22 protein-coding genes are annotated in these 26597 nt (G+C 61.0%); 15 read left to right on the forward strand and 7 right to left on the reverse strand.

Annotated elements, in window-relative coordinates:
• Positions 1-8 precede the first annotated feature (8 nt).
• The 5 genes from KG088_RS05000 to KG088_RS05020 all read right to left on the reverse strand — a co-directional run bounded on the left by KG088_RS05000 (position 9) and on the right by KG088_RS05020 (position 7336).
• Positions 9-731, reverse strand: coding sequence for a Crp/Fnr family transcriptional regulator (locus KG088_RS05000; RefSeq protein ID WP_213824384.1), 723 nt, complete (start codon positions 729-731; stop codon positions 9-11).
• 500 nt (positions 732-1231) lie between these two features.
• On the reverse strand, positions 1232-1918 hold the full coding sequence (locus tag KG088_RS05005; protein ID WP_213824385.1) for an SDR family oxidoreductase: 687 nt from the start codon (positions 1916-1918) through the stop codon (positions 1232-1234).
• Between the two features lie 132 nt (positions 1919-2050).
• Positions 2051-3403 (reverse strand): NarK family nitrate/nitrite MFS transporter, encoded by a 1353-nt coding sequence (locus KG088_RS05010; RefSeq protein WP_213824386.1) that lies wholly within the window; start codon positions 3401-3403, stop codon positions 2051-2053.
• Positions 3404-3692: 289 nt separating this feature from the next.
• The gene (locus tag KG088_RS05015) at positions 3693-5543 is read right to left on the reverse strand and encodes an ABC transporter ATP-binding protein (RefSeq protein ID WP_250148069.1); all 1851 of its coding nucleotides are present in this window, start codon (positions 5541-5543) and stop codon (positions 3693-3695) included.
• 95 nt (positions 5544-5638) lie between these two features.
• Positions 5639-7336: a peptidoglycan DD-metalloendopeptidase family protein gene (locus KG088_RS05020; protein WP_213824387.1), complete on the reverse strand. Its 1698-nt coding sequence runs from the start codon at positions 7334-7336 to the stop codon at positions 5639-5641.
• Positions 7337-7702: 366 nt separating this feature from the next.
• Between KG088_RS05020 and KG088_RS05025 the strand changes: the two genes are divergently transcribed.
• The 3 genes from KG088_RS05025 (at position 7703) to KG088_RS05035 (ending at position 11844) form a co-directional block, all read left to right on the forward strand.
• Positions 7703-8617 carry a LysR family transcriptional regulator gene (locus KG088_RS05025; protein ID WP_213824388.1) on the forward strand — a complete coding sequence of 305 codons (915 nt, stop codon included), beginning with the start codon at positions 7703-7705 and terminating at the stop codon, positions 8615-8617.
• 81 nt (positions 8618-8698) lie between these two features.
• On the forward strand, positions 8699-9712 hold the full coding sequence (locus KG088_RS05030; protein WP_213824389.1) for a glutathione S-transferase family protein: 1014 nt from the start codon (positions 8699-8701) through the stop codon (positions 9710-9712).
• Positions 9713-10137: 425 nt separating this feature from the next.
• Positions 10138-11844, forward strand: a complete 1707-nt coding sequence (locus KG088_RS05035) for a DEAD/DEAH box helicase (RefSeq protein WP_213824390.1) — start codon at positions 10138-10140, stop codon at positions 11842-11844.
• A 159-nt stretch (positions 11845-12003) separates the two neighbouring features.
• On the opposite strand, the gene argE is transcribed toward KG088_RS05035, so the two are convergent.
• The gene (argE, locus tag KG088_RS05040) at positions 12004-13161 is read right to left on the reverse strand and encodes an acetylornithine deacetylase (RefSeq protein ID WP_213824391.1); all 1158 of its coding nucleotides are present in this window, start codon (positions 13159-13161) and stop codon (positions 12004-12006) included.
• A gap of 136 nt (positions 13162-13297) precedes the next feature.
• On the opposite strand from argE, the gene KG088_RS05045 reads away from it, so the two are divergent.
• The 12 genes from KG088_RS05045 (at position 13298) to KG088_RS05095 (ending at position 26264) form a co-directional block, all read left to right on the forward strand.
• Positions 13298-14035 (forward strand): FadR/GntR family transcriptional regulator, encoded by a 738-nt coding sequence (locus KG088_RS05045; RefSeq protein ID WP_213824392.1) that lies wholly within the window; start codon positions 13298-13300, stop codon positions 14033-14035.
• Between the two features lie 164 nt (positions 14036-14199).
• Positions 14200-15150: a Bug family tripartite tricarboxylate transporter substrate binding protein gene (locus KG088_RS05050; protein ID WP_213824393.1), complete on the forward strand. Its 951-nt coding sequence runs from the start codon at positions 14200-14202 to the stop codon at positions 15148-15150.
• A gap of 100 nt (positions 15151-15250) precedes the next feature.
• A complete protein-coding gene (locus tag KG088_RS05055; RefSeq protein ID WP_213824394.1) occupies positions 15251-16798 on the forward strand; it encodes a tripartite tricarboxylate transporter permease in 1548 nt (515 codons plus the stop codon).
• Positions 16795-17250 (forward strand): tripartite tricarboxylate transporter TctB family protein, encoded by a 456-nt coding sequence (locus KG088_RS05060; RefSeq protein ID WP_213824395.1) that lies wholly within the window; start codon positions 16795-16797, stop codon positions 17248-17250. Before KG088_RS05055 ends, KG088_RS05060 begins: the two co-directional genes overlap by 4 nt.
• 23 nt (positions 17251-17273) lie before the next feature.
• On the forward strand, positions 17274-18443 hold the full coding sequence (locus KG088_RS05065) for a mandelate racemase/muconate lactonizing enzyme family protein (protein ID WP_213824396.1): 1170 nt from the start codon (positions 17274-17276) through the stop codon (positions 18441-18443).
• Positions 18444-18549: 106 nt separating this feature from the next.
• A complete protein-coding gene (locus KG088_RS05070) occupies positions 18550-18909 on the forward strand; it encodes a DUF1428 domain-containing protein (protein ID WP_213824397.1) in 360 nt (119 codons plus the stop codon).
• Positions 18910-19087: 178 nt separating this feature from the next.
• On the forward strand, positions 19088-20593 hold the full coding sequence (locus KG088_RS05075) for a class I SAM-dependent DNA methyltransferase (protein ID WP_213824398.1): 1506 nt from the start codon (positions 19088-19090) through the stop codon (positions 20591-20593).
• The gene (locus KG088_RS05080; RefSeq protein ID WP_250148070.1) at positions 20590-21765 is read left to right on the forward strand and encodes a restriction endonuclease subunit S; all 1176 of its coding nucleotides are present in this window, start codon (positions 20590-20592) and stop codon (positions 21763-21765) included. Before KG088_RS05075 ends, KG088_RS05080 begins: the two co-directional genes overlap by 4 nt.
• Complete coding sequence (gene rhuM / locus KG088_RS05085) at positions 21762-22760, forward strand: RhuM family protein (protein WP_213824400.1); 999 nt, start codon at positions 21762-21764, stop codon at positions 22758-22760. Before KG088_RS05080 ends, rhuM begins: the two co-directional genes overlap by 4 nt.
• A gap of 127 nt (positions 22761-22887) precedes the next feature.
• A complete protein-coding gene (gene hsdR, locus KG088_RS05090) occupies positions 22888-25296 on the forward strand; it encodes an EcoAI/FtnUII family type I restriction enzme subunit R (protein ID WP_213824401.1) in 2409 nt (802 codons plus the stop codon).
• Positions 25297-25509: 213 nt separating this feature from the next.
• Complete coding sequence (locus KG088_RS19920) at positions 25510-25710, forward strand: hypothetical protein (RefSeq protein ID WP_319941387.1); 201 nt, start codon at positions 25510-25512, stop codon at positions 25708-25710.
• A complete protein-coding gene (locus KG088_RS05095) occupies positions 25665-26264 on the forward strand; it encodes a Fic family protein (RefSeq protein WP_406565584.1) in 600 nt (199 codons plus the stop codon). Before KG088_RS19920 ends, KG088_RS05095 begins: the two co-directional genes overlap by 46 nt.
• A gap of 80 nt (positions 26265-26344) precedes the next feature.
• Here the strand turns inward: KG088_RS05095 and KG088_RS05100 are convergent.
• A partial coding sequence (locus KG088_RS05100; RefSeq protein WP_213824403.1) for a transposase occupies positions 26345-26597 on the reverse strand: 253 nt, incomplete at its 5' end.

The following is a 26597-nucleotide window of genomic DNA, read 5'->3' on the forward strand; positions in this document are numbered from 1 at the left end:
CCGGCGGTTTACAGGTCATTGACCAGGCTCGCTTCGGCATTGTCTAGATGGAGGTAGCGCGCATCGAAATCGGCGTATTCCTTGATCCCTTGCCAGTCGGTAATAGTCAACATTCTGTCATCGAAAGTGATCAGTCGCTCGGCTTGCAGCCGCTTCAGAACGCGGTTGGTATGGATTTGGGTGATGCCCATAGCCTCGCCCAACTGGGTTTGCGTGAGTGGCAAATGTAAACGGTGATCTTCCGTGAGCCCGGCGGCCCGGGCACGTATGAGTATCTCGCAGAGCAGGTGCGCGAGACGCTGGTGGGAGGGGCGTGAGCCTACGTTGAGCAACCATTCCTGAAGGATGGAGATTTCATTCAGCGCCAGCCAGTTGAATGAGCGGGTCAGGCGAGAATGGTGGGTGTAGATGTCATCAATCCTGCCGTGCGGAATATACGCAATCACAGAGGGCACGAGGGTGGCGATGGAATATTCGATTTTCTGGGTAAGGGTCGTGTGGAGATTGCAGAAATCGCCGGGTATCTGGTAGTTGAGTATCTGTATCTTTCCGTCAGAGTTTGTCCTGTAGCGACACGCCCAGCCTTTGACCACAAGGTAGACATGATGCGTCCTGTTACCTTCCCGGATCACGTCCTCACCTTTGCCAAAAGACCTTTCATCGCTCACTGCACTTTCAAGTAATTTAATATCTTCTGGTGTATGGGCCTGAAAATTGTTCAGCTTTGTCACGAGAGGCTTGATGGAGTCGTTTATGTAAACACCTGCTTGTTTAACGTTGGTTCCATCAACTGTGAAAATGTAAAAAATTATAACCTGTGTTAATAGTATAGTGTAAAAGCACCGCGACGGCTCGGAAATTTTTCCGTAACGAATCACTCGTAGGGGATGCTAGGCAATAAGATTTTTACACAGAAAACAAGAAGTTATATCATTGTTGTAAAGCATTTGGTTTAACCAATAAAAGGCCCGGCCTTCGGGGAAGACCGGGCCAACGCTTCCAACATGCCTCCCTGCCCTCCTTTCGCGGACATCCTGTCCGTGCTCCCTGGCACACTGGGCCTTCCTGGCCCGATCTTCCCTGTATGAGCATTCCTTGCTCAACGAATTTCAGTATGATCGCTATAATGGCTATGTACGTTAATGCACATTAACTTTCGGCGTAAGTTACTAAATAATTAGTCGAGCTAGTCAAATGTCTAATATATTGATGCAGGTCAAGTTTTAAAGTATTAGTCGATGGGTGGCGTCGGACGGATCAATATTTCGTTGACGTCGACATGAGATGGCTGACCCAGCGCATACAGCACTGCATTGGCGATATCACGATCCTGAAGAGCGTGGTTTGGTCGCTCGTCGAAGAAGGGGGTGTCGACCATTCCGGGTTCAATCAGCGTGACACGGATGCCGCTGCCACGAAGCTCTTCGCGAAGGTTGTAGCCGATGCCGGTCACGGCCCACTTGGAGGCGCTGTACATCGAGCCCGGGATGGTGGCTCGACCCGCTGCCGAGCCGGTAAGCAATATATGGCCGCGGCTCTTGCGCAGGGCGGGGAGAGTGGCCTGCAGTGTCAGTCCGACCCCATAGACGTTGGTCAGGATCATCGCCCGCCAGGCATCGGGATCAGCGTTGCTGAAACCACCCGGCGAGCCACCGCGACCGGCATTGGCAAAAACGCCATCAATGCGGCCAAAGCGCTCCAGTGCCTGTTCCACCATGGCTTCTTGCTGCGCCATGAGGGTGACATCGACGCTGACCGTAAGCACATTTTCTGGCCCGAGTTCCCTGGCCAGTGCCTCGAGCTTGTCGTTGGAGCGAGCGGCCAGCACTAGCTGGTAGCCTTCACGAGAGGCGGCGCGAGCCGTCGCAGCACCGATACCACTCGAAGCACCGGTGATCAATAAGACGCGATCCTGCATGAAGCCTTCCTCTTGCGGGTTAAAGCTATCAGCATGGTCAGTCGTCGTCGGTGACGCAAATATTCCATAAAGCAAAGGAGCGCCCCTCGGGGCAGTCCTTTGGCCATGATCTGTTAACAATGGCGAGGCGGGTTAGCGCAGCGAGAAGGCGCCGGCACCGGTGTCTTCTCCCACGGCGTCTGTGTAGGCCTTGGCTTCTTCGGTTTCCACTTCCGTCGAGAAGCGCACCACGAGGACGCACAGCGAGGCGATCATCACCGCGATTCCCAGGTAGAAGAGCCCTTGCTGGTAGCTGAGCGACTCGGAGCGGAACAGGAACCCGGCCGCCACCGCCCCGGCGTTGCCACCCGCGCCGACGATGCCGGCCACAGCGCCCAATGCTCGCTTGTTGATGAAGGGGACGATGCCGAACGTGGCGCCCTCGGCCATCTGCACGAAGAGGCTGAAGACCAGCATGATCGCGATGGCCAGCGTCAACACATGCATTTGCGAGAAGAACAGCAAGGCGATGCCTTCGCAAAGCATGGCGATGAACAACCAGCGCACACGACCCTTCAGGCCAGCCTTCTTGGCGAAGAGGTCGGAGAAGATGCCGCCCAGCGTGCGGGCGAAGATGTTCATCAACCCGAACAGGCCGGCGATCATGCCCGCCGTGGCCAGCGTCAGGTCGAAGTTGTCGAAGAAATAGATGGCGGCGATGTTGTTGATGGTCAACTCGACGCCGAAGCAGGCGGCGTAGACCACGAACAGCGCCCAGACGCGGTAATCCCTGGCGGCAGCCATGAAGGTCTGGGAAGCGCCGCTGTCACCGCTCGCCGACGGCAGTTCCCCCCTGGCACGTAGATCTTCGAAGTTGCCATTGGGCGCGTCCTGGGTGAAGAGGTAGTAGCAGACACCGGTAACGAACAGCACGATGCCCGGCACTATCATGGCCAGGCGCCAGCCGAAGGCTTCATTGACGCCAAGCATCAACAGTCCGGAAAAGATCAACGGCATGAGAATCTGGGTGGTGCCGCCGCCGAGATTGCCCCAGCCCGCCGAGGTGGCGTTGGCCGTTCCCACCACATTGGGCGCGAACATGATCGAGGTGTGGTACTGGGTGATGACGAAAGAAGCGCCAATGGCACCGATGGCCAGACGCGCGAGGAAGAAGGATTCGAAGCTGTCGGCGAAGCCGATGCCCATCACCGGTAGCGACCCCAGGCAGAGCAGCCAGGTGTAGGCCTTGCGCGGCCCGATTCGGTCGCAGAGCACGCCAATGAGCAGGCGCACGACGATGGTGATCGCCACCGAGGCGATGATGGTGTTGCCGATCTGGGTCTTGGTCAGGCCGAGGTCGTCACGTACCACCGCCATCAGGGGGGCGATGCCGAACCAGCCGAAGAAGCAGATATGGAAGGCGAACCACGAGAAGTGGAAGGCGCGCATTTGCGGTGTGTTGAAACTGAACAGGCGAATCCTGTTCGCTTTATTGAGGATTTCCATAGGGCAGGCCTCGCGTGGCGGAGTAGCGAATCCGAGAACGTGTCCTTCAGCGTTGAAGGTCAGGTTCGACGCACTCGTACTCCCGTCATTCGACGCCTAGGGAGCCTGGTCCACGCCTACCGTTATGTATCTTCTTTTAAGCAGTATTTCGGCCAGTTTTATGAAAAATATTTAATATCAGTATGTTGTAAGGCTTTATGGTCGGGCGCGTCTATTGTAAAGCGCGCTCGCAGGTCTGCTGCGCTGCAAGATGATGCACGCCAGCCAGGCCCGTGCGCTGCCCTGGTGCTTATTGATAACCCCGCGCCTGAAGGCGAAATAGCCGTGCATAGCGGCCATTGGTCGCCATCAGGTGGTCATGGTCGCCCTGCTCGAGGATCTCGCCGCCATCCACGACTAGAATATGATCGGCGGCACGCACCGTGGAAAAGCGATGGGAGATGAGCACCGTCATCTTGTCGCGACTGTGCTCACGGAAGTCGGCGTACACCGCTGCCTCGGCGGCCGCATCCATGGCGGCGGTGGGTTCATCGAGTACCAGAATGTCGGCACTGTCGCGCATCCAGGCCCGCGACAGGGCGATCTTTTGCCATTGGCCGCCGGAGAGTTCCTGGCCGCCCTTGAACCAGCGGCCGAGTTGCGTGTGATAGCCCTCGGGCATCGCGTTGATGAAGCCATCGGCCAGCCCGCGCTGGGCGGCATCCTTCCAGCGGGCTTCATCGGTAAAGGCCTCCACGTCACCGGCGCCCAGGTTTTCGCCCACCTTCATCTGGTAGCGCACGAAGTCCTGGAAGATCACCCCGATGCGTCGACGCAGACAGCGGATGTCCCAGTCGCCAAGATCACTGCCATCGAGCAGGATGCGGCCTTCTCCGGGGGCGTACAAACGGGTGAGCAGCTTGATCAGGGTAGTCTTGCCCGAGCCATTGGCGCCCACCAGCGCCAGGCTGTGGCCGGGCATTAGATGAAGGTTGACGTGTCTGAGAGCGGGGGTCTGAGCCCCGGGGTAGGTGAAGCTCACGTTCTCGAAGCGGATACCGTCGCCGGGCCTGGCGCCATGAGTGAGGGTGCCTGACTCCGCTGCCACAGGCTGCTCGAGATACTCGTAAAGGTTCGATAGGTAGAGGTTGTCTTCGTACATGCCGCCGATGGCCGTCAGGCTTGCCGACAGGGCCGCCTGACCCTGCTTGAAGACCATCAGGTACATGGTCATCTGCCCGAGCGTCAGTCGTCCGGTGACCGTCTCGATGACGACCCAGGCATAGGCGCCATAGAAGGCTAGGGTTCCCAGCAGGCCGAGAAGGAAACCCCAGCTCTCGCGGCGGAGCGTCAGGCGACGGTCCTCGCCGTAGAGCGTCGTGAAGATGTCGCGATAGCGACCCAGCAGCAACGGCTCCAGGCCGAATAGCTTGACCTCCTTGATGCTGTCCTCGCGGGCCAGCACGGTTTCCAGATACATCTGCATACGCGTCTGCGGCGAGCGCCAACGAAACAAGCGGAATGCATCGCCGGAGAATTTGGCTTCAGAAAGAAATACCGGTAGCGCGCCGATCGTCAGAACCAGCAGTGCCCATGGCGAGAAGCCCACCAGCAATACGCCGAAGCTTGCCAGCGAGATGGCATTCTGTGCCAGCGCGAAGGTCTTATTGACCAGGCCGAGCGGACGCGTCGAGGCCTCGCGTCGTGCACGGGTCAGCTTGTCGTAGAACTCCGAATCCTCGAATTGCGTGAGCGACAGTTCGCCGGCCTTTTCGAGAATCATGACATTGACCTTCTGACCCAGCAGGGCGCGCAGTAGCGATTGCTGAGCCGAGAGGCCGCGCTGGGCCAGGGCGATCAGGGTAATGACGCCGGCCTCGGCCAGCACATAACGCAGCACGCTCCACCATTCCACCTGCCCTGTTTCGCGGTGCACCTCCATGGCGGCGACGACAGCATCGACGATCAACTGCCCAATCCATGCCGCGACCGCGGGCAGTACGCCGGCGACCAGCGTGCAGAGCGCCAGGCCCAGCGTCAGCGGACGCGAGGTCTGCCAGACCAGTCCCAGAGCCCGGCGGCTGTAACGGAACACGCCGAGAAAACGGGCCAGACGGCCACCCTCGGCGGGTGGGGCAGGGGACGAGTGCGATGAGACCAAACGGAAGACTCCCGGCTTAAAGGGACAACACACACCTAGCGCCCCGCTTCGATGAGCGGGGCGCTAGGTGTGTCGTGAGTTACTACTTCGGGCGCTTAGCCGTCGTCGTCCTCGGCGGAGCGAGCGCTTGCGACCACGGTGCCGGTCTCGCCACTTTCCAGCACAGCCAGGATCGGTTCGACTTCGCCCTTGAAGGCCATCAGGCGCTCGCCCTCGAGACTCTGGCTTTCGGGCAGGGCGACCTTCATGGCGTCCACCTGGCTGTTGTTGACCAGGACCTCGTAATGCAGGTGAGGACCGGTGCTGCGTCCGGTGTTGCCGGAGAGCGCGATCCGCTGGTTCATCTCGACCCGCTCGCCGCGTTTGACCAGCGATTTGGAAAGGTGCAGGTAACGCGTCTTGTAGCCATTGTCGTGGCGAACCACGAGATAACGCCCAGCCAACGGATGGTTGCCGACCTTCTCAACACGCCCGTTAGCCGGCGCTTGCACCGGCGACCCGATGGGCATGGCGAAATCGGTTCCCTTGTGAGGACTGACGCGACCAGTAACCGGATGCTTGCGATTGGGGTTGAAATTGGAGCTTAGCCGGTAGCGGCCTTCGAACGGGTAACGGCTGAAGGCCGGGTCGAGACTCTGTCCATCCGGGGTGTAGAAGTGGTTGTCCTCGGCGTTGCGCACCACGGTCAGGTCCATTCGATCGCCTTCGTACTGTATCGCCAGCACGCGCGAATCCAGCGTCTCGCCATCAATGATGTCGGACTCGATCAACACCTGAAAACGATCGCCGCGACGGGTGTCGCGGCGAAAATCGAGCTTTTTCTCCAGCACATTGGCCAGTTCTGCGACCTCTGTGCTGTTGAGACCGGTCGACTGGGCCGATCGTGCAAAGCTGCCGCTGACGGTGCCGGCGAAAAGACGCTGGGTCGGTTCGCCAGAGCGCTCGATAGACGCTACTTTGAAGGCGTCTTGCTCGCGCTCGATCAACAAGCCACTGCGAGCATTGTTCATCATGCGCAGCGTCAATAGCTTACCCTGTTCATCGAGCTGGTACTCGAAGTGGTTGCCGGCATGCCAATGCGTCAATATCCGCGGATCGTCGGTGGCTTCAAGCAAGTTCAAGACTTCCCTGTAGCCCAATCCCAGGCGATTCTGGGCGAGGATGGCAAAGATATCGCCCTGCTTGACTTCGTAACTCTGCCATTCGGGGACGAAGGCATCACTGGAGGCGATTTCTTCCTCGAGAATGATGGGGCCATCCGCAAACAGATCCAGCTCCTGCTCGGAGACATCTTCATACGAAGTGGCAGCTGCCACGTCCTGCGTGTCTTGATCGAGCATGCCGCTGGAGATGGTGCCGACGATGATGGCCATGTGCAGCGTTCCATCCTCGATGGCGGCTTGCTCGCCTGCGGCGGCAGCGAAGGTTGGCTCATCCGTCGCTGCCGGCAAGCCAGCTTCACCGCCGGCACTGGCCGATTCAATGAAGGAAAGCTCGACCACTTCAGTGGGCGTCAGGCGGGAAAGCGGAACATGCTCGCGGGTGGCGTCCAGGGCCTGGGACGCGATCTCGATGGCGTCGGCAACGGGGCTTCTGTCAAGATCCAGAGAGGGAAGGCCAGGGCGAGCATTGGGGGCGAGGGGAACAAATACGCTGTCAGGCGATTGAACTTCGCGCTGGGCATCCTGCAGCGATGAGACGATTTTTTCTGCACCCAGCACGGTGACCATGGTGGCAACCGGTAACAATAAAAATTTGTGCGTGCGGGGCAGCGAATGAAGGATTCGCAACATGGGGTAATGGCCAGTGACTGATGAAAGAAAACTAAGGGCACTAGAACCATAACCTATGACGTTCGGCATGCCTAGGCTGTACCGATGTACAGGGCAGCAGGAAGTCGTCACGCAACGCCAAGCTTGCGTGATGTTACTTGTTGTATGAACAGTGTTTGTTAACAACCGTAACCATGATAGTCCTAATAAAGGGGAGGTTGCAAGGCTCCCTTCGGCTACTTTTCCCCCTTCAGCTTGGAACAGGGCCTTCAGATCACTCGCTCCAGACAGACGATAGGGGGCAAATGGTCGAGATGGCTGGCATCTGACGTCTGATTTCTCGAAGATTAAGCCCATGCTTCGCTTTACTGATTCGAGGAAATCGAAATGTCTCGTGTCACCCTGGCCCAATGGCAGATGCTTGCGGCGGTGATCGACCATGGTGGTTTTGCCAGGGCCGCCGAAGTGGTTCACAAGAGCCCTTCGACCCTCAACCATGCGGTCCATAAACTGGAAGAGCAGCTTGGTGTGGCAGTACTGGAGCCTGTGGGCCGCCAGGTGCGGTTGACCGAGGCGGGGGAGATGTTGCTGCGCCGGGCGCGCCAGTTGATCGAGAGTGCCGCGTCACTGGAAGAGGTGGCGAATCGCTTGTCGGAGGGGCTGGAAGCCGAGATTGTGCTGGCCATCGATCAAATATTTCCTCCCGATGCTCTGGCCCAGGCCCTGGCGACCTTCTCGGAGGCTTTTCCCTACGTGCGGGTACAGCTTCACGAGACGGTGCTCAACGGGGGGATCGAGATGCTCCACGACGCCAGCGCCGACCTGGTGGTGTCGGCACTCTCCGCCCAAGGCTTTTTGGGCGAGCCATTGGTCACCATCAATTTCATTGCCGTGGCGCACCCCGATCACCCCTTGCATCGTTTGGCGCGCAAGCTCGACCTGCGCGACCTGGAACAGCATCGGCAGCTGGTGGTGCGGGACTCAGCGCTGCGCCAGTCGATGGATGCCGGCTGGCTCAAGGCGGAGCAGCGCTGGACGTTGAGCCATCTCGAGTCCTCCATTGATATGCTCGAGCGTGGGTTGGGCTTCGCCTGGATTCCCGAAACCCGCATCAGCGAGGCCCTCGAAAAGGGCCATCTAGTGGCGCTGCCGCTTATCGCCGGGGGTATCCGCGAGGCGCCGATCCAGCTGATCTTTCGTGATCGCGACAGGGCCGGGCCGGCCACCCATGCCATGGCCTCGGCGTTGAAGGACGCGGTGAAGCAGTGCCACGTCGACAGCTCGTTCGATAAGGTCGAATGAGTGCGCGCAAAACATGCGCTTGAGCCATGAGGAATTCGGCTTACCCTGAGCGACATTATTCTTATCCAGAGGAGTCGACTCATGGGTTTGTTGATCGAAGGCGTCTGGCACGACCAGTGGTACGACACTGCCAAGCACGGCGGTGAGTTTGTGCGTGAATCTTCCAAGCTTCGCGACTGGATCACCGCGGATGGGCGCGCCGCCCCCGGCGGTCAATCGGGCTTGCCGGCCCAGGGCGGGCGCTACCATCTCTACGTCTCGCTGGCCTGCCCCTGGGCGCATCGCGTGCTGATCATGCGCAAGCTCAAGGGGCTCGAAGACGTGATCGGGGTCTCCCACGTCAGCCCCCTGATGCTCGACAAGGGCTGGACCTATAACGTCGAGGAGGGATCGAGCGGCGACCCGATCAACGGCGTGGACTATCACCACCAGCTCTACACCCTGACGGACCCGCACTATACCGGTCGCGTCACGGTGCCGGCCCTGTGGGACAAAGAGCAGCAACGCATAGTCAACAACGAGTCTGCCGAACTGTTGCGGATGCTGAACGGCGCCTTTGATGAGCTCACCGGCAACCACCTCGATTTCTATCCCGAGGCGCTGCGCGAGACCATCGACGCGGTGAATGCGGATGTCTACGACCATATCAATAATGGCGTCTACAAGTCGGGGTTTGCGACCGAGCAGGCGGTCTACGAAAAGCACGTGGTGGCGCTTTTCGAATCACTCGACCGCATGGAAGCGCGGCTTGCCGAGAATCGTTACCTGGCCGGGGAATGGCTTACCGAGGCCGACATCCGCTTGTTCACGACACTGGTCCGCTTCGACGCTGTCTATTACGGCCACTTCAAATGCAATCTGCGGCGGATCGAGGATTATCCCAACCTCTCGAACTACCTGCGCGAGCTCTATCAATGGCCGGGAGTGGCCGAGACTGTTTCGCTGGACCATATCAAGCGCCACTACTATGTCAGCCATGACACCATCAACCCGACGCGAATCGTCCCCAAGGGACCGGTGTTGGATCTAGACCGCCCCCACGACCGAGAGCGTTTGACGGGTCGAGGCATTCGTGGCGGGACGCTTTCAGATTAAAGGGCAGGTTGGGACTGAGAGGCACGTTCAGATAAGGCTGGCCAGTAACATTCGCCGATGGTAGTATACGCCCTCCTCGCATGTGTTGACCCCGCCATCATGACGACGCGGCCTCTTCTCCTGCTGATACAGCGCCGAGAAAGAGGCGATCGCGGCAACGCCGAGCTAATCGCTTCGCGCGTTCGAAATTGTGTAGATGGAGCGCCTTTAGATGTCTTGCGATTCTCGCAGGACCGGCGCAGACGGTCGCCACAGCGGTATCGGGCCATCAGCGTTGATGGCGTGTGCCGTATGCCAGGTGCGACCGGCGTCCCCGACTCCGATGTTCTGCTCTGCCTCTGGCAGGGCAACTGACCGTATTGACCGCGTCAGGGGATGCCATTGATGTTTTATGCCGGATAGACCGGCTTACCAAGGTGTGATTCATGACCTCGACTTCCGTCGCTTCGCCGACTTTCAGCGATCTTGCCCTGCTGCCTGATGTTCTTTCCGCCGTCGTGGCGCAAGGCTATGAAGTGCCTTCGCCCATCCAGGCGCAGACCATTCCGGCACTGCTGGAAGGACGCGACATGCTGGGCCAGGCCCAGACCGGTACCGGCAAGACCGCTGCCTTCGCCCTGCCATTACTGTCGCGTCTGGATCTGACGCGTCGTCAGCCACAGGTGTTGGTGCTGGCGCCGACCCGTGAGCTGGCCCAGCAGGTGGCGGTTTCCTTCAGCAAGTACGGCCAGAACCTCAAGGGTCTGGAAGTGGCGACGCTGTGTGGTGGCCAGGAATACCGCGAGCAACTCGGCGCACTGAAGCGTGGCGCACAGGTCGTGGTCGGCACCCCGGGCCGGGTGATCGATCACCTCGACCGCGGCAGCCTGAAGCTTGACGGCCTCTCCGCCCTGGTGCTGGACGAAGCCGACGAAATGCTGCGCATGGGCTTCATCGACGACGTCAAGCGCGTGGTCGCCGACACCCCCAAGGAGGCGCAGCGCGTCTTCTTCTCCGCGACCCTCCCGGCGGAAATCGAGCGTATCGTCAATCGCTACCTGGTCGACCCGGTCAAGGTCGCCATCGCCTCGGCGGTGGGGACGGCAGCGAGCATCGAGCAGCGCCTGGTCCGTGTAGACGGTGGTGCCAAGCTGGAAGCGCTGGCCCGTATCCTCGAGGTAGAGCCCGTCGACGGCGCCATCGTCTTCGTGCGGACCCGTGCCGCCTGCACCACGCTGATGGAGCAGCTGTCGGCTCGCGGCTTGAATGTGGCAAGCCTCTCGGGCGATCTGGACCAGAGCCTGCGCGAGCGCACCATCACGCGTCTCAAGCGCGGCAAGGTCGATATCCTGATCGCCACTGACGTGGCCGCCCGCGGGCTGGACGTGTCACGCCTGACGCATATCATCAATTATGACCTTCCCCAGGACAGCGAGGCCTACACCCACCGCATCGGCCGCACCGGCCGTGCCGGCCGCACGGGCGTCGCCATCACTTTCGTTGGGTTCCGTGAAGGCCGCAAGGTCGGCTGGATCGAGCAGGCCACCGGCCAGAAGCTCAGCGAAATGGCCGTGCCGGATGAAGCCGCCATCCGCGCCCATCGCGACGAGATCTTCCGTCTGAGCGTCACTGCCGCCTTGACAGCGGGCGCTGAGGAACAGCGTGCGCTGGTCGAGCGTCTGGTCGAGGAAGGACACGATCCCATCGAGCTGGCCTGCGCCTTTGCTCGTCTGGCGCGTGCCGACGAGGCGCCGATCGGTCGCCTGCAGGCACCGCGCAAGGAGCGTGCGCCTTCCGACCGTGATGGGGCCAAGCCGGCCCGCCGTGAACGCGGTAGCAGCGAGGGCATGACCCGCTATCGTGTCGCTGTCGGCCACAAGGACGGCGTCAAGCCGGGCCAACTGGTCGGGGCGCTGGCCAACGAAGGTGGCATCGAGGGCGCGCGTATCGGCCGTATCGATATTCGCAACGCCTTTTCGGTCGTCGAGCTGCCCAGCTCGTTGCCGGCCAGCATCCTGAGCAAGATGGGCCGCGCCCGGGTGGCCGGACGTCCCCTGGAGATCAGCGAGGATGGCGGTGCCTCCGCCGAGCGCGCGCCGCGTCGCCGCCGTGATGAGGGAGACGCGCCGATTCGTCGTCGCGAACTGGCCTGATCGCGGCCGGGCCAGTCTGAGGCCCGGTATCGAGTGAGCGGAAAGTCAACCCCCCCGCCCCGAAGCAACACGGTGCGGGGGTTTTTGCGTGTGGGTGTTGTCCAGGGTTCAAGGCTGTCCAGGGTTCAAGACTGTTCAGGGTTCAAGAGTGTCCAGATTTCAGGGCGTGCGCTGCAAGCGCTTGCTCAATGCCTGCATGAAGCGCACGCCTTCCTCGAGTTGGGCGATCTCGAGATACTCATCCGGCTGATGGGCCTGGGCGATACTGCCCGGACCGCAGATCAGCGTGGGCAATCCTTCACGCTGGAACTGTCCGGCCTCGGTGGCATAGGCCACGGCACCGGCGGGCCCTTGGCCGAGTAGCGCCTGGCACATCGCCAGTATCTCGGCGTTGTTGTCATCGGCCAGCGCCGGCACCGTGGTGTTGAGCGTCTCCGTCACGATGCCTGTCTCCGGCGCACGCTGGCGCATTTCGGCTTCCAGCTCCGCGGCGGTGTCGTTCACGCGGCCCAGCAGTTCCTCGAACCGGTCGCTGGGCAGATGTCGGATCTCCCAATCGAAGCTGCACTCCCGGGCCATGATGTTGATGGCCGTGCCGCCCTGGATCTTCCCTACGTGGAGGCTGGAATGGACCACATTGAAGGCCTCGTCCACGCGCCCCTCGGCGCGTAGCTCGGTCATGACATCCTCGATTCGGGTCACCAGCCGCGCGGCGACATGAATCGCCGAGATGCCTTGGTTCACCTGGCTGGAGTGGGAGGCCCGACCGGTCACGGTCGTGCGCAGGTTGGTGGCACCCTTGTGGGCCACCACTGGTTGCATCAGCGTCGGTTCGCCGACGATCACCGCGGCAGGCCGCGGATGGTCGGCCAGTAGGCGCTCGATCATGCGCGGCGCCCCGATACAGCCAACTTCCTCGTCGTAGGAGAGCGCCAGCGTGATCGGCACCTTGAGATTCAACTTCACCCAGGACGGCACTTCGGACAGCGCACAGGCGATGAAGCCTTTCATGTCGCAGGTGCCGCGGCCGTAGAGTCGGCCTTCGCCCTTGTCGACCAAGGCGAAGGGGTCGCTCGTCCATGGCTGACCGTCCACCGGCACCACGTCGGTATGCCCGGAGAGCACCACGCCGCCCTCGACGGCAGGGCCGATGCGGGCCAGCAGATTGGCCTTGCTGCCATCGTCGTTCTCGATGCGCCAGTGTTCGACACCGTGGTCGTCGAGATAGGCCTCGACCCATTCGATCAAGGCAAGGTTGGAGTCACGCGAGACGGTGGGGAAACCCACCAGGCGTTCGAGCATTCGTGCAGCGGTCATGGTTGGGCTCTCGATGGAAGTTCTGCTGAAAAGCCTATCATGCCTGATGCCCCGGCAGACGTGCACAGGCCGAGCCGTTGATGGCGTATGCTGTCGATGGGTTGGTGCTGACGGAACATACACCATGGGGAGGCGCATGCGTTCATCTATGGAGCAGGGCTTGCCGACGCAGACGTCTGGCGGAAGACCGGACGGCAAGGGACAAAAGCTAAGTGACCGGGTCTACGGCGATATCGTCGATCGGCTCATCCAGCGCGAATTCGACGAGGGTGAGCGCCTGCCCTCCGAGGAGCAACTGGCCACCCACTACGGCGTATCTCGACCGATCGTACGCGAGGCGTTGGCCAGGCTGCGCGATGACGCGCTGGTTCGCTCGCATCGCGGCGCGGGCAGCTTCGTGCAACGCCGGCCCGATCGGGCCATGCTCGAGTTCGCGCCGCTGGAAAGCCTGGCGGATATCCAGCGCTGCTTCGAGTTTCGCATCGCCGTGGAGACCGAGGCGGCGCGACTCGCGGCAGCCAAGGCGACGGAAGAGGATCGGGCGACATTGACGCGAGCGCTGGCCCTGCTCGAGCAGCGCATTCGCGACAATGCGCTGGGGGTAGACGCCGATTTCAGTTTTCATCTGTGTATCGCCCATGCCACGCATAACCGGTTCTTTTCCGACACCCTGCTGTCGCTGCAGACGGCCATCAACTATGGCCAGAATCTGGCGCGCGGACTCGGCTTGCGCCGCCCCGAGCACCACGTGCCGGAGGTGCAGGTCGAGCACCGCGACATCCATGATGCCATCCTCGCCGGAGACGCCGAGCGTGCCGCGCTCTGCATGCAGCGTCACTTGAGCAATTCGCGACGCCGCGTCTTCGAGGGATAAACCGTTTGACAACTTTTACAACTTGGCTAGCTTGAAGGGTGAGGCTACCCACGCTGGTCGAAGGTGGTGCGACTCGGTAGACCCACGCCAGAGACAACAAGCTGGCACGGCTACCCTCAACGACGAAGACAACGCGACACACTACAAACAAGTCGGAGCATGCCATGACGTTCACCTACAAGACGCTGGCGATGTCCGTGACGGCCGTCGCCGCCATGGGCCTTGCCGGTCTGGCCCAGGCCGAGTACCCCGAAGAAGACATCACCTACATCATTCCCTTCGATCCAGGCGGCGAGTCCGATGTGACGGCGCGTTTCCAGGAGCCGATCCTGGAAGAGGAGCTTGGCGTGTCGGTCAATGTGACGCACCGGCCGGGTGGCGGGGGCGCCGTGGCCTGGAGCGAGTTCCAGAACAGCGCCGAGCCCGACGGCTACGAGATCATCGGGGTCAATATTCCGCATATCATCGGCCAGCCGATCCAGCGTAACGATGCCGGCTACGAGACCGACAACTGGCGGATCGTGACCTTCTTCCACTCCACGCCCAACGCCTTGATTGTCTCCGACGACAGCCCCTACGACACCCTGGAAGACCTCGTCGAGGACGCCAAGGAGAATCCCGAAGCCATCACCCTGGGCGGCAGCGGCACCTACAGCGCCAACCATCTGGACATGCTGCGCTTCGAGAAGGAAGCCGGTATCGATCTGACCTACATTCCTTTCTCCGGCACCGGGCCATTGAAGGGCGCGCTGGAAGGCGGCCATGTCGCCGGCATCTTCAATTACACCATGCTCGGCACCGAGATGGCCGATAGCGTCAAGGTACTGGCCGTGGCCGCCGAGGAGCGCGTCAAGGCGCTCCCCGACGCACCCACCTTCAAGGAGCAGGGCTACGACATCGTGGGCGGTGCCTACCGCGGTGTCGCGGTGCCCAAGGACACCCCCGACGAGGTGGTGGAAACCCTTGAGGAAGCCTTCGCCGAGGCCAATCGCCAGATCACCGAGAAGCAGGAGCCGCTGGGCTTCGTGATGGAATACATCACCGGTGATGAAGTCGACGAGGTGATGGCCATGCTACGTGAGGCCTACGGCCCGATCCTCGAAGACGCCGAGTAACACCTCTCCCTCCACGGGGCTCCTGGGCGGGGCCCCTTTTCTTGGCACCATGTCTTGACACCATGATGGCCACGCGCATGGCCACAAGGGAGGGTGATCCATGGAGATGTTACTGGAGGCGTTGACCTCCCTTCTGACCTTCGAAAGCATTCTCACAGTGTTGGTAGGGGTATCGGCGGGACTTTTCATCGGCGCCATGCCGGGGCTCACGGCCACGATGGCGCTTGCCATGCTGCTGCCTTTCACCTTCTCGATGGAGGCCCTGCAGGGGTTGATCGCGCTGGGCGCGGTCTACATGGGCTCCATCTATGGCGGGGCGTTTACCGCCATTCTGATCAACACGCCGGGGACCCCCTCGTCCATTGCCACCACCTTCGACGGCTACCCCATGGCACGCCAGGGCCGAGCCTATGAGGCGTTGGCCGCGGCGACCATCGCCTCGGTGGTGGGCGGCATCGTCGGGGTCATTTTCCTGTTGATCCTCGCCCCACCCTTGGCACGGTTGGCAGTCGCCTTCGGGCCGTCCGAGATGTTCTGGGTGGCGATGCTGGGGCTGACCCTGGTCGCCAGCCTTTCAAGCGACTCACTGCTCAAGGGCCTGCTGGGCGGCTGTATCGGCATCCTGCTAAGTACGATCGGCGTGTCGCCGGTCGGTGGCGAGAGTCGCTTCACTTTTGGATATCCACCCTTGCAAGGCGGCATCGAGCTGATCGTGGCGCTGATCGGGCTGTTCGTGATTCCCGAGTTGCTGACCATGGCGGCGGAAGGGCGCGGGGCCTTGCCCGGCGGTGGCGAGCTGCGCAAGAAAGAGGTCTCCATCGCCAAGATCGCGAAGCATATCTTCAGCAAACCCGCCAATCTGATCCGCTCGTGTTTGATCGGCCAGGTCATTGCAATCATCCCCGGCGCCGGGGGCAATGTCACCAGCCTGGTGGCCTACAACGAGGCGCGGCGTTTCTCCAAGGACCCCAAGAGCTTCGGCAAGGGCAACATCGACGGCGTGGTGGCCTCGGAGTCGAGCAACAACGTGATGGTTGCGGGCAGCATGGTGCCACTGTTGACGCTCGGCATTCCCGGCGCGCCCCCCGATGCCATCATCCTCGGGGTGTTGCTGATGCACGGTCTGCGACCCGGACTCGATCTCTTCACCCAGTCGGGGTTGCTGACCAACGGCTTCATTCTTTCCATGGGATTGGCGGCGCTGCTGCTGTTGCCCGTCGGGCTTCTGGGTGGCCGTGTGATTCATCGCGTGGTGATTCGCACGCCCTATTATTTCCTGGTGCCGAGCATCGCCATGGTGACCATCCTCGGCACCTTTGCGCTGCGCAACAGCATGCTGGACGTCGGGATCATGCTGATCCTGGGCACAGCAGGCTATTTTCTGCGGCTGATCGGCATCCAGGCCGCGCCCATCGTGCTTGGGCTGATTCTCGGGGGAATTGCCGAGGAAGGGTATGTGCAGACGCTGATGGCGGCGGTCGTCGACCCGATTCCCTGGCTGCGGCTGGTGAGCAATCCGCTTTCCATGGTGCTCGCTGGAATGGTGCTGCTGGGCGCAGCTACCGCGCTGGTGCCCATGTGGCTGGCACGCAAGGGGTTGCTGGACAAGGTCGAAGAAGAGGACAGCGACAGCGGAGGCTCGTCATGATTGTGCGCCTCAATACCGATATCGCCGCGGGCGTTCTCGGCCTGGTGTTTGGCGCCGTGCTGTGGTTCCCGCGGGCGGACATCGGTCGGCTGAGCATCATCTTTCCGCGCGCCATCCTGTTGATTTTGACACTGATCTCGGTCGCCCTGATCGTCAAGGGCTTCATCAAACCGAGTGGCCGCCAGATCGAGATCACGGGCAGTCCGCGGCGGCTGGTCACGGTGATGGTCGGGTTCTTTCTCTGGTGGGGCCTGGTCGAGGTGCTGGGTTTCCTGCTGACCACGCTCATCGCCTTCTTTGCGCTCACTTGGTACCTGGCCAGGGTCGAGACGGTAGTCACCTGGCAGCGCATGCTGATGTGGTCCCCGATCATCCTAGCGCTGGTGGGCGGTTTTTACCTGACCTTCACGGAGGTGCTTAATGTGCGCCTGCCCACGGGTCTGTTCTTCTAGTCAATACCAACCAGGAGGCATGCATGAGAATTACCGATATACGTGAGGCGCGGGTGTCGATCGCCTCCGACATCGCCAATGCCTATATCTCCTTCGCCAAGATGGATGTGTCGGTGCTGGCGATCTACACCGATGCGCGGGTCGATGGCCGCCAGGTGGTGGGCTACGGCTTCAACTCCAACGGCCGCTATGCGCAGAGCGGCCTGCTGCGCGAGCGCTTCCTGCCCCGGCTTCGTGACGCCGAGCCCCAGGCCCTGCTCGACGACAGCGGCACCAACCTCGACCCTTTCCGGGTCTGGAACGTGTTGATGGCCAACGAGAAGCCCGGCGGCCACGGCGAGCGCTCGGTGGCGGTGGGCATCATCGACATGGCGGTGTGGGACATCGTCGCCAAGGTGGAAAACAAATCACTGGCGCAACTGCTGGCCGAGCGCCACGGCGACGGGACGACCGATGCGAAAGTCTCGGTCTACGCGGCGGGCGGTTACTACTATCCGGGCAAACAGGTCAGCGCCCTCAAGGACGAGATGCGCGACTATCTCGACCTGGGCTACACCTGCACCAAGATGAAGATCGGCGGGGTGCCCCTGGCGGAAGACCTCGAGCGGGTCGAGGCGGCAATCGAGGTCGTCGGTGATGCCTCGCGTCTCGCCGTCGATGCCAATGGCCGTTTCGATCTCAAGACGGCGCTGGCCTTCGCCGAGGGCCTGGCCCCCTATGGGGTTCGCTGGTACGAGGAGGCCGGCGACCCGCTCGATTACGCCTTGCAGCAGCAGCTTGGCGAGCACTATGCGCCGCCCATGGCCACCGGCGAGAACCTGTTCTCCCATCAGGATGCGCGTAACCTGCTGCGCTATGGCGGCATGCGCGCCGATCGCGACATCCTGCAGATGGACCCGGCACTCAGCTACGGCCTGGTGGAATATTTGCGCACGCTCGAGGTGCTGAACCAGCATGGCTGGTCACCACGACAATGCATTCCCCACGGCGGTCACCAGTTCGCCCTGAACATCGCCGCCGGCCTCAAGCTGGGAGGCAACGAGTCCTACCCGAGGGTCTTCGCGCCGTTCGGCGGCTTCGCCGACTCGACGCCGATCGAGGAGGGCGGCGTTGCCATGTCCGGAATGCCGGGTATCGGCTTCGAGGACAAGCGTGAACTGATGACGGTATTCGACGAGCAATTGCGATCTTAAAAGGCGATTGGCGGACCCGGTCGCACTGGCCCATTCTTCATTAACGACACGCGATGCAAGGGGGTAGCGCCGATGCGTTGCCACCGCGTTCTTGGAGATGAAGGCCATGAGCTATATCGACGGCTTTATCCTGCCGGTCCCCCTCGAACTGCTGGACGACTACCTGCGCTTTACCCGCCGCGCGGGAGAAATCTGGAAGGAATACGGCGCCCTGGAATACGTCGAGTGTGTGGGAGACGACATTCGGCCCGGTGAACACACTTCCTTCCCGCAGAGTGTCAAGCTCCAGCCTGGCGAGACCGTGATCTTCGCCTGGATTCGCTATGCCTCGCGCCACGAGCGCGATCGCATTCTCGCCGAAGTAATGGACGATCCACGCCTCAGCGACATGATGAACCAGGCCGACCTGCCCTTCGACAGCAAGCGCTTGTTCTGGGGCGGCTTCATGGAGCGCGTTCGGCTGTGAGCGATGTCCAGCCATCGACACGTCGCCTCGACATGTTCAAGAAATGCGATTTTTTCGACACGTCCGGTAAATATGTCGATGGCATCGACATGTGCCAATTGGCGACCTCTGCTGTTGCAGCGTAGCATTAGCCCAACGATTCTCATGCGGCCGCCGGCAATGCCCGGCGGCCGTCTGCATGCCAACCTTTGATAAGGACCTGCGAACCCCCATGTTCGAGCAGACCTTCAAGAACATCGACGATGTGTTGTGGAAAGAGGCCGGCTGCGCCACCGAGCTGGACTACACCGAGCAGACCTCCTGGCTGCTATTCCTCAAGTACCTGGACGACCTGGAGCAGCGTCGCGCCATGAACGCGACCCTGTCGGGCAAGGCCTTCGACTTCATCATCGCCACGCCCTATCAATGGTCGAGCTGGGCGGCACCACGCGACCGCGATGGCAACCTCGACCACGACAGCGCCCTGACCGGCGACGACCTGCTCGACTTCGTCAATCGCGACCTCTTTCCCTACCTGCAAGGGTTCCGCGAACGCGCCACCGGGCCGGATACCATCGAGTACAAGATCGGCGAGATATTCTCGGAGGTGCGCAACAAGTTCCAGAGCGGCTACAGCTTGCGTTACGCCCTCGAACTGGTGGACAGCCTTCAGTTCCGCTCCCAGGCGGAAAAACACGAGCTCTCGCACCTCTACGAAGCCAAGATCAAGAACATGGGCAACGCCGGGCGCAACGGCGGCGAGTACTACACCCCGCGCCCGCTGATCCGCGCCATGATCCGGGTGATCGACCCACGTATCGGCGAGCGCCTCTACGACGGCGCGGCGGGATCGGCGGGCTTCCTCTGCGAGGCCCACGACTACCTGCGCTATGGCATCAATAGCGACGAGCCGCGCCGGCTCACCACCGAGCAGCTCGACGCCCTGCAGAACCGCACCTTCTTCGGCAAGGAGAAGAAGAGCCTGCCCTATGTCATCGGCATCATGAACATGATCCTGCATGGCATCGAGGCGCCCAACCTGGTGCACACCAACACCCTGACCGAGAACCTCGCCGACCTGCAGGAGAAGGACCGCTTCGATGTCATCCTCGCCAACCCGCCCTTCGGCGGCAAGGAGCGCAAGGAGGTCCAGCAGAACTTCCCGATCAAGACCGGCGAGACGGCCTTCCTTTTCCTGCAGCACTTCATCAAGCGCTTGAAAGCCGGCGGTCGCGCTGCGGTGGTGATCAAGAACACCTTCCTGTCGAATGCCGACAACGCCTCGAGGGCGCTGCGCCAGGAGCTGCTGGAGAGCTGCAACCTGCACACCGTCCTCGACTGCCCCGGCGGCACCTTCCTCGGCGCCGGCGTGAAGACGGTGGTGCTGTTCTTCGAGAAGGGCGTCCCGACCCGCGATATCTGGTACTACCAGCTCGACCCCGGCCGCAGCCTGGGCAAGACCAGCCCGCTCAACGACGACGACTTGGCCGAGTTCGTCGAACTGCAGGCCACCTTCGCCGATTCCGACAACTCCTGGAAGGTCAGCGTCGACGACCTGGACCGCGACACCTTCGATCTTTCGGTGAAGAACCCCAACAAGGCCGAGGCAGCGCCGCTGCGCGACCCCGAGGTCATCATCAACGAGATCGAGACCCTGGACCGCGAGGCCGAGGAGATCCTTGAAGGCATTCGGGGGATGTTATGAGGGAAGGGTGGAAGAGCGTGCGCCTCGAAGAAGTCTGCACCTTCAAGCCGCCGAAGAAGGAAGCCAGGCAAAGGCTCAATCCAGATGATCTCGTGTCGTTCGTGCCCATGAATAACCTGGGAGTACGTAAGAAGGTACTGGAACTGGGTGAGGACCGGACACTCGAGGAAGTGGCAGGTGGCTACACCTACTTTGCCGATGGCGATGTCCTTCTCGCCAAGATCACCCCTTGCTTCGAGAATGGAAAGCTGGGGATTGCCAGCGGATTGAGCAATGGGGTTGGTTTTGGCTCCAGTGAATTCATCGTGATGCGGCCGAATGTAGAGCTGGATGCAGAATACCTGTTTTATTTCCTTTCTCAGGATAGCGTGCGGGATGCCGGGGCACGTGTCATGTCTGGCGCCGTGGGGCACAAACGTGTTCCCAAGGAATTTATCGAGGAATTAGAGCTTCCTCTGCCAGAGCTGGCTGAACAAAAGCGTATCGTCTCCCTACTTGATGAGGCTTTAGAGGGAATCGATACGGTTGTTGCCAATACCGAGAAGAATCTCACCAATGTGCGAGAGCTTTTTGAAAGTTATCTGAATGCAGTTGAGGCTAACTCGCAATCACTTGGTGATCTCGTTGATATAAGAACTGGTAAACTCAATGCTAATGCTGCGGTTAAAGGTGGTGCGTATCCATTTTTCACTTGTTCTCGAGAAACATTCAAAATTGATAAAATTGCTTTTGACTGTGAGGCGATCTTGCTAGCTGGCAATAATGCATCAGGGGACTTTAATGTAAAGCACTATTTTGGCAAATTTAACGCCTATCAGCTCACATATGTAATAACAATTAAAAACGAGGAAATTTTATTATATCGATATTTGTATTTCCAATTCGTAAAAAGTCTTAAGGGACTTAAAGAAGTTTCAATTGGTGTTGGGACTAAATATCTCAAGCTTGGAATGATTAAAGATTTAAAGATTGGCGTTCCACCGATCAAGCAGCAGAAGAAAATCGTAAACATCCTTGACAATCTTTTGTCAGACTTGAATCGTCTTGAATCAATTTATCAGCAAAAACTTGCCGCCCTTGCCGAACTCAAGCAGTCCCTGCTGCAGAAGGCCTTCTCCGGCGAGCTGACGGCCAGGGAGGCCGAGGCGGCGGTGGAGGAGGCGACGGCATGAGCGACAACAGCCCGGTACCCATCGTTATCTATCAGGAGGCCGATCAGGAGGTCGAGGTGCGGCTGGATGCCGAGCATGAGACGGTTTGGCTGACTCAGTCACAAATGGCCGATCTGTTCGACGTCAAGCCTCAGAACATCACCATGCACCTGAAAAATGTCTACGAAGATGGCGAGCTGGTGGAAGAGGCAACGTGTAAGGATTTCTTACAAGTTCAGCAGGAAGGGCAGCGAGAAGTTAAACGCAAGCGCAAACACTACAGCTTGGACGCGGTGATCTCGGTCGGATACCGGGTCAGCTCCGCACGGGCAACCCGCTTCAGAATATGGGCTACGCGCACTCTGCGCGAACACTTGACGCAGGGCTGGACGCTGAACCGCCAGCGCTTCGAGGAGAACGCCCGCGAGCTGGAGGCCGCCATGGCCCTGGTGCGCAAGACCGCCGGCAGCCCTGCGCTGGATGCCGCCAGCGGCCGCGGCCTCGTGGATATCGTCACCCGCTACGCCCAGACCTTCCTGCTGCTTCAACGCTACGACGAGGGCCTGTTAACCGAACCCCGTGCCCAGGCCGGCGGCCGGCTGCCGAACCTGAAAGAGGCCCGAGCCGCGCTCGCCTCGCTGAAGGCCGAGCTGATCGCCAAGGGGGAGGCCACCGAACTGTTTGCCCGGGAGCGCGGTGACGGCCTCGATGCGCTGCTGGGCAACCTGGATCAGACGGTCTTCGGCGAGCCGGCCTATCCCTCCGTGGAGGCCAAGGCCGCGCACCTGCTCTACTTCGTGGTCAAGAACCATCCCTTCGCCGATGGCAACAAGCGCAGCGCGGCCTATCTCTTCGTTGATTTTCTCTACCGCAACGACCGCCTGCTCAATGCGCATGGCGAGGTGGTGGTCAATGACGTGGGGCTCGCCGCCCTGACGCTGTTGATCGCCGAGTCCGACCCGGCCAACAAGGAGACCATGGTCCGGCTGATCATGAACATGCTCGCCAGCCCCTGAGAAGCCAGAAGCATCGGTGGGTCCAGAAAGACCGAAACTGGCTTTGTTCAGTATAAACTTATATTTTGTGGAGTTTATGGAGCCGGAAGACTCCTGATCGTGCACCGACCGGACAAGGGTTGACCCGATGAACGAAGCCGATACCCGCGCCGAGCTGATCGACCCTGCCTTGAAGGAGGCCGGATGGGGCGTGGTGGCGGGCAGCCGGGTGCGGCGCGAGGTCATTACCCTGGGGCGGCTGCAGGGCGCCGGGCAGCGCACCCGCGGCGACATCGCCGACTATGTGCTCTTCTACAAGGGCCAGAAACTGGCGGTGATCGAGGCCAAGAAGCGCGACCTTCCCGTCACCGAGGGCCTGGCCCAGGCCAAGCGCTACGCCGAGAGGCTGCAGGCCCGCTTCGCCTATGCCACCAACGGCCTCGGGCTCTACCGGGTCGATATGCATACCGGCGAGGAAGGGTTGGTTGCCGCCTATCCCACGCCGGAGGCGCTCTGGGCCGAGACCTTCCCCGAGCCGAACTCCTGGCGCGAGCGCTTCGGCGAGATACCCTTCCACGACAACGGCGGCCAGTGGCAGGCGCGCTACTACCAGCACAACGCCATCAACCAGGCACTGGAGGCCATCGCCGCCGGCCGCCTCCGCGTGCTGCTCACGCTGGCCACTGGCACCGGCAAGACGGCCATCGCCTTCCAGCTCGCCTGGAAGCTGTTCCACAGCCGCTGGAACCTGGCGGCCTGGCAGGGCGACGACGACACTCGCCGCCGGCCACGCATCCTCTTCTTGGCCGACCGCAATATTCTCGCCGACCAGGCCTACAACAGTTTTTCCGCCTTCCCCGAGGATGCGCTGGTGCGCATCGCGCCGGACGCGATCCGCAAGCAGGGCCGGGTGCCCAAGAACGGCAACCTCTTCTTCACCATCTTCCAGACCTTCATGAGCGGCCGCGACGATCAGGGCAACCCGGCACCCAGCTTCGGCGACTACCCGCCGGACTTCTTCGACCTGATCATCATCGACGAGTGCCACCGCGGCGGTGCCAACGATGAGAGCAGCTGGCGGGCCATCCTCGAGTACTTCGCCCCGGCCGTGCAGCTGGGCCTGACCGCCACCCCCAAGCGCAGTACCAATACCGACACCTACGCCTATTTCGGCGAGCCGGCTTATGTCTACTCGCTGAAGGAGGGCATCAACGACGGTTTCTTGACGCCGTTCAAGGTGCGCCAGATCGCCACCACCCTGGACGATTACGTCTACACGCCCGACGACAAGGTGGTCCAGGGCGAGGTAGAGCAGGGCAGGCACTACGCCGAGCCCGACTTCAACCAGATCATCACGATCAAGGAGCGCGAACAGTACCGGGTGCAGGTGTTCATGGAGATGATCGACCAGCGGGAAAAGACCCTGGTGTTCTGCGCCAACCAGGCCCACGCCCTGGCGGTGCGCGACCTGATCAACCAGTTTAAGACCAGCCCGGAGCCCAACTACTGCGTGCGGGTAACGGCCGACGACGGCGCCGAGGGCGAACGCTTCCTGCGCCGCTTCCAGGACAACGAGAAGACCATCCCCACCATCCTCACCACCTCGCAGAAGCTCTCCACCGGCGTCGACGCCCGCAACATCCGCAATATCGTGCTGATGCGCCCGGTCAACTCCATGATCGAGTTCAAGCAGATCATCGGCCGCGGTACGCGCCTGTTCGACGGCAAGGACTACTTCACCATCCTCGACTTCGTCCGCGCCTATGAACATTTCAACGACCCGGAATGGGACGGCGACCCGGTGGCGCCCGAGCCCTGCAAGCGCTGCGGCGAGACGCCCTGCGTCTGTCTGGTCAGCCCGCCCGAGCCCTGCGAAACCTGCGGCAATCGCCCCTGTACCTGCGAGAAGGAGCCACCGGAACCCTGCCCGGTCTGCGGCGAGGCACCCTGTCAGTGCGGCGGAGGTAAGTCTGTCGTCGAGGTCGAACTGGCGCCCGGCAAGTTCCGCCAGCTCCAGCACATGAGCGCCACCACCTTCTGGAGCCCGGACGGTAAGCCGATGTCGGCCGCCGACTTCATCAGGCAACTTTTCGGTGAACTCCCGGCACTCTTCCACGACGAGGACGAGCTACGCCGGCTCTGGAGCCGACCGAACACCCGTCAGGCACTGCTCGATACCCTGGCCGAGAAGGGCTACGGGACCGAACAGCTCAAGCACATTGGCCGCATGGTCGACGCCGAGAAGAGCGATCTTTTCGATGTGTTGGCCTACATCGCTTTCTCATTGCCGCCGCTCAGCCGAGAGGAGCGCGTGGCGACCCACCGGGAACGACTCTTTTTCGATTACGACTATCGCCAGCGCGAGTTCCTGAGCTTCGTACTCGACCACTACATTCGGGACGGCGTCGGCGAACTCGCCCAGAATAAGCTGCCTGGACTGATCGAACTCAAGTACCAGACGCCGACGGATGCCATCGCCGAACTCGGCAGCGTCGAGAATATCCGCGAGGTCTTCATCGGGTTTCAGGCGAGGTTGTATGAGCCCTTTAAGGCTTGAACTCAGAAGCGTGAGCCGGTACGGAAAAGTGATGGCGTAGAGGCCCAAGAATGACAGCAATGCAGGAAGAATCGGCAATGCTAACCGTCAGGCAGCGACTAGAGCGGCGAAGTTAAAATAATGCCGAGCCTTATTTTAATTCCGGCCATAACTTAAAATAAGGCGTGACGCTATTTTACCCAGACCCGCTTTCGCGCGGTGAGGTAGAGTTCCATGGAACGTGGACTCACAGGCCACTATGTCGACAGCATCGCCGGCGGCGTGCGCTGTCAGGCGTTCATCCCCGAGCCACTACCACCCCGGCCGCCCCTGGCGCTGGGCGGCAAGCTGCAGGGCCGCATCAATGCATCGCCGACTGTTGGTCGGCGATGGAACACTTCATCAATGACCTACCCGAGGCCACCGATCCATTGATCAAGGCCGCGCTGAGCCATGTGCAGTTCGAGACTATCCACCCATTCCTGGATGGTAACGGGCGTCTGGGGCGCTTGCTGATACCGCTCATCCTGGTCGAGGCAGGCATCCTCCACGAGCCCCTGCTGTACCTGTCGGTATTCTTCAAGAGGCATCGCCAGGTCTACTACGAGCGCCTGCAGCAGGTGCGAGTGACCGGTGACTGGGAGGCCTGGCTGTTGTTCTTCGTGGACGCGGTGGCCGATACCGCCAACCAGGCGGTGGCGATGGCCCGGCGGCTCAACCAGCTGCGCGAGCAGGACAAGGCGCGCCTCGGTGAGCTGGGGCGCCAGGCCGGCTCGGCGGGGCTGCTGCTCGATGCGTTCTTCCAGCAACCCATTGCCAATGTCGCCCACCTCAGTGAACGCACAGGACTGACGCCGGCCGCCGTCGGTCGTGTGCTGCTCTCTCTCGAAGAGATGCTCGGCATCGTTTACGAGGTCACCGGACAGAAGCGCAACCGGATCTACTCCTACCGAGCCTACATCTCCATACTCAATCAGGACCGCTCATGACTCAGTCCATCCTCGCCAAGGCCTTTCGCGGCGAGCTCACCGCCGAATGGCGCGCCGCCAATCCCGAGCTTATTAAGTGCCTATGCATAAGTAATCGTGTATTCGCTACCATAGCCACCAAGCACTCGGTTCACCTCGCTGCATAGCGTGGCAAAACTCTCGTAGGCGGTCAGTGGTAGCCAGCTGTACTTGATCCGACGCCAGAGGATTTCGATCAGGTTCGGCTCCGGCGAGTAGGCCGACAAATGGATGACATGAACGCGATGATTCAACCACTCCAGCCGCTTTCGCCCAAAGGCATGGGAACGATGCATGCTGGCGTTATCCAGAATG

This window comes from Halomonas jincaotanensis (assembly GCF_018448785.1).
GTDB lineage: Bacteria > Pseudomonadota > Gammaproteobacteria > Pseudomonadales > Halomonadaceae > Halomonas > Halomonas jincaotanensis.

Excerpts from the sequence above, each read along its gene's own strand:
- KG088_RS05045 (WP_213824392.1), top strand. The coding sequence starts at position 13,298 with ATGCGTTCATCTATGGAGCAGGGCTTGCCGACGCAGACGTCTGGCGGA.
- KG088_RS05070 (WP_213824397.1), top strand. The coding sequence starts at position 18,550 with ATGAGCTATATCGACGGCTTTATCCTGCCGGTCCCCCTCGAACTGCTG.
- KG088_RS05030 (WP_213824389.1), top strand. The coding sequence starts at position 8,699 with ATGGGTTTGTTGATCGAAGGCGTCTGGCACGACCAGTGGTACGACACT.
- KG088_RS05075 (WP_213824398.1), top strand. The coding sequence starts at position 19,088 with ATGCCAACCTTTGATAAGGACCTGCGAACCCCCATGTTCGAGCAGACC.
- KG088_RS05050 (WP_213824393.1), top strand. The coding sequence starts at position 14,200 with ATGACGTTCACCTACAAGACGCTGGCGATGTCCGTGACGGCCGTCGCC.
- KG088_RS05095 (WP_406565584.1), top strand. The coding sequence starts at position 25,665 with ATGGAACACTTCATCAATGACCTACCCGAGGCCACCGATCCATTGATC.
- KG088_RS05010 (WP_213824386.1), bottom strand. The coding sequence starts at position 3,403 with ATGGAAATCCTCAATAAAGCGAACAGGATTCGCCTGTTCAGTTTCAAC.
- rhuM (WP_213824400.1), top strand. The coding sequence starts at position 21,762 with ATGAGCGACAACAGCCCGGTACCCATCGTTATCTATCAGGAGGCCGAT.
- argE (WP_213824391.1), bottom strand. The coding sequence starts at position 13,161 with ATGACCGCTGCACGAATGCTCGAACGCCTGGTGGGTTTCCCCACCGTC.
- hsdR (WP_213824401.1), top strand. The coding sequence starts at position 22,888 with ATGAACGAAGCCGATACCCGCGCCGAGCTGATCGACCCTGCCTTGAAG.
- KG088_RS05005 (WP_213824385.1), bottom strand. The coding sequence starts at position 1,918 with ATGCAGGATCGCGTCTTATTGATCACCGGTGCTTCGAGTGGTATCGGT.
- KG088_RS05035 (WP_213824390.1), top strand. The coding sequence starts at position 10,138 with ATGACCTCGACTTCCGTCGCTTCGCCGACTTTCAGCGATCTTGCCCTG.
- KG088_RS05060 (WP_213824395.1), top strand. The coding sequence starts at position 16,795 with ATGATTGTGCGCCTCAATACCGATATCGCCGCGGGCGTTCTCGGCCTG.
- KG088_RS05080 (WP_250148070.1), top strand. The coding sequence starts at position 20,590 with ATGAGGGAAGGGTGGAAGAGCGTGCGCCTCGAAGAAGTCTGCACCTTC.
- KG088_RS05020 (WP_213824387.1), bottom strand. The coding sequence starts at position 7,336 with ATGTTGCGAATCCTTCATTCGCTGCCCCGCACGCACAAATTTTTATTG.
- KG088_RS05025 (WP_213824388.1), top strand. The coding sequence starts at position 7,703 with ATGTCTCGTGTCACCCTGGCCCAATGGCAGATGCTTGCGGCGGTGATC.
- KG088_RS05065 (WP_213824396.1), top strand. The coding sequence starts at position 17,274 with ATGAGAATTACCGATATACGTGAGGCGCGGGTGTCGATCGCCTCCGAC.
- KG088_RS05055 (WP_213824394.1), top strand. The coding sequence starts at position 15,251 with ATGGAGATGTTACTGGAGGCGTTGACCTCCCTTCTGACCTTCGAAAGC.
- KG088_RS19920 (WP_319941387.1), top strand. The coding sequence starts at position 25,510 with ATGGAACGTGGACTCACAGGCCACTATGTCGACAGCATCGCCGGCGGC.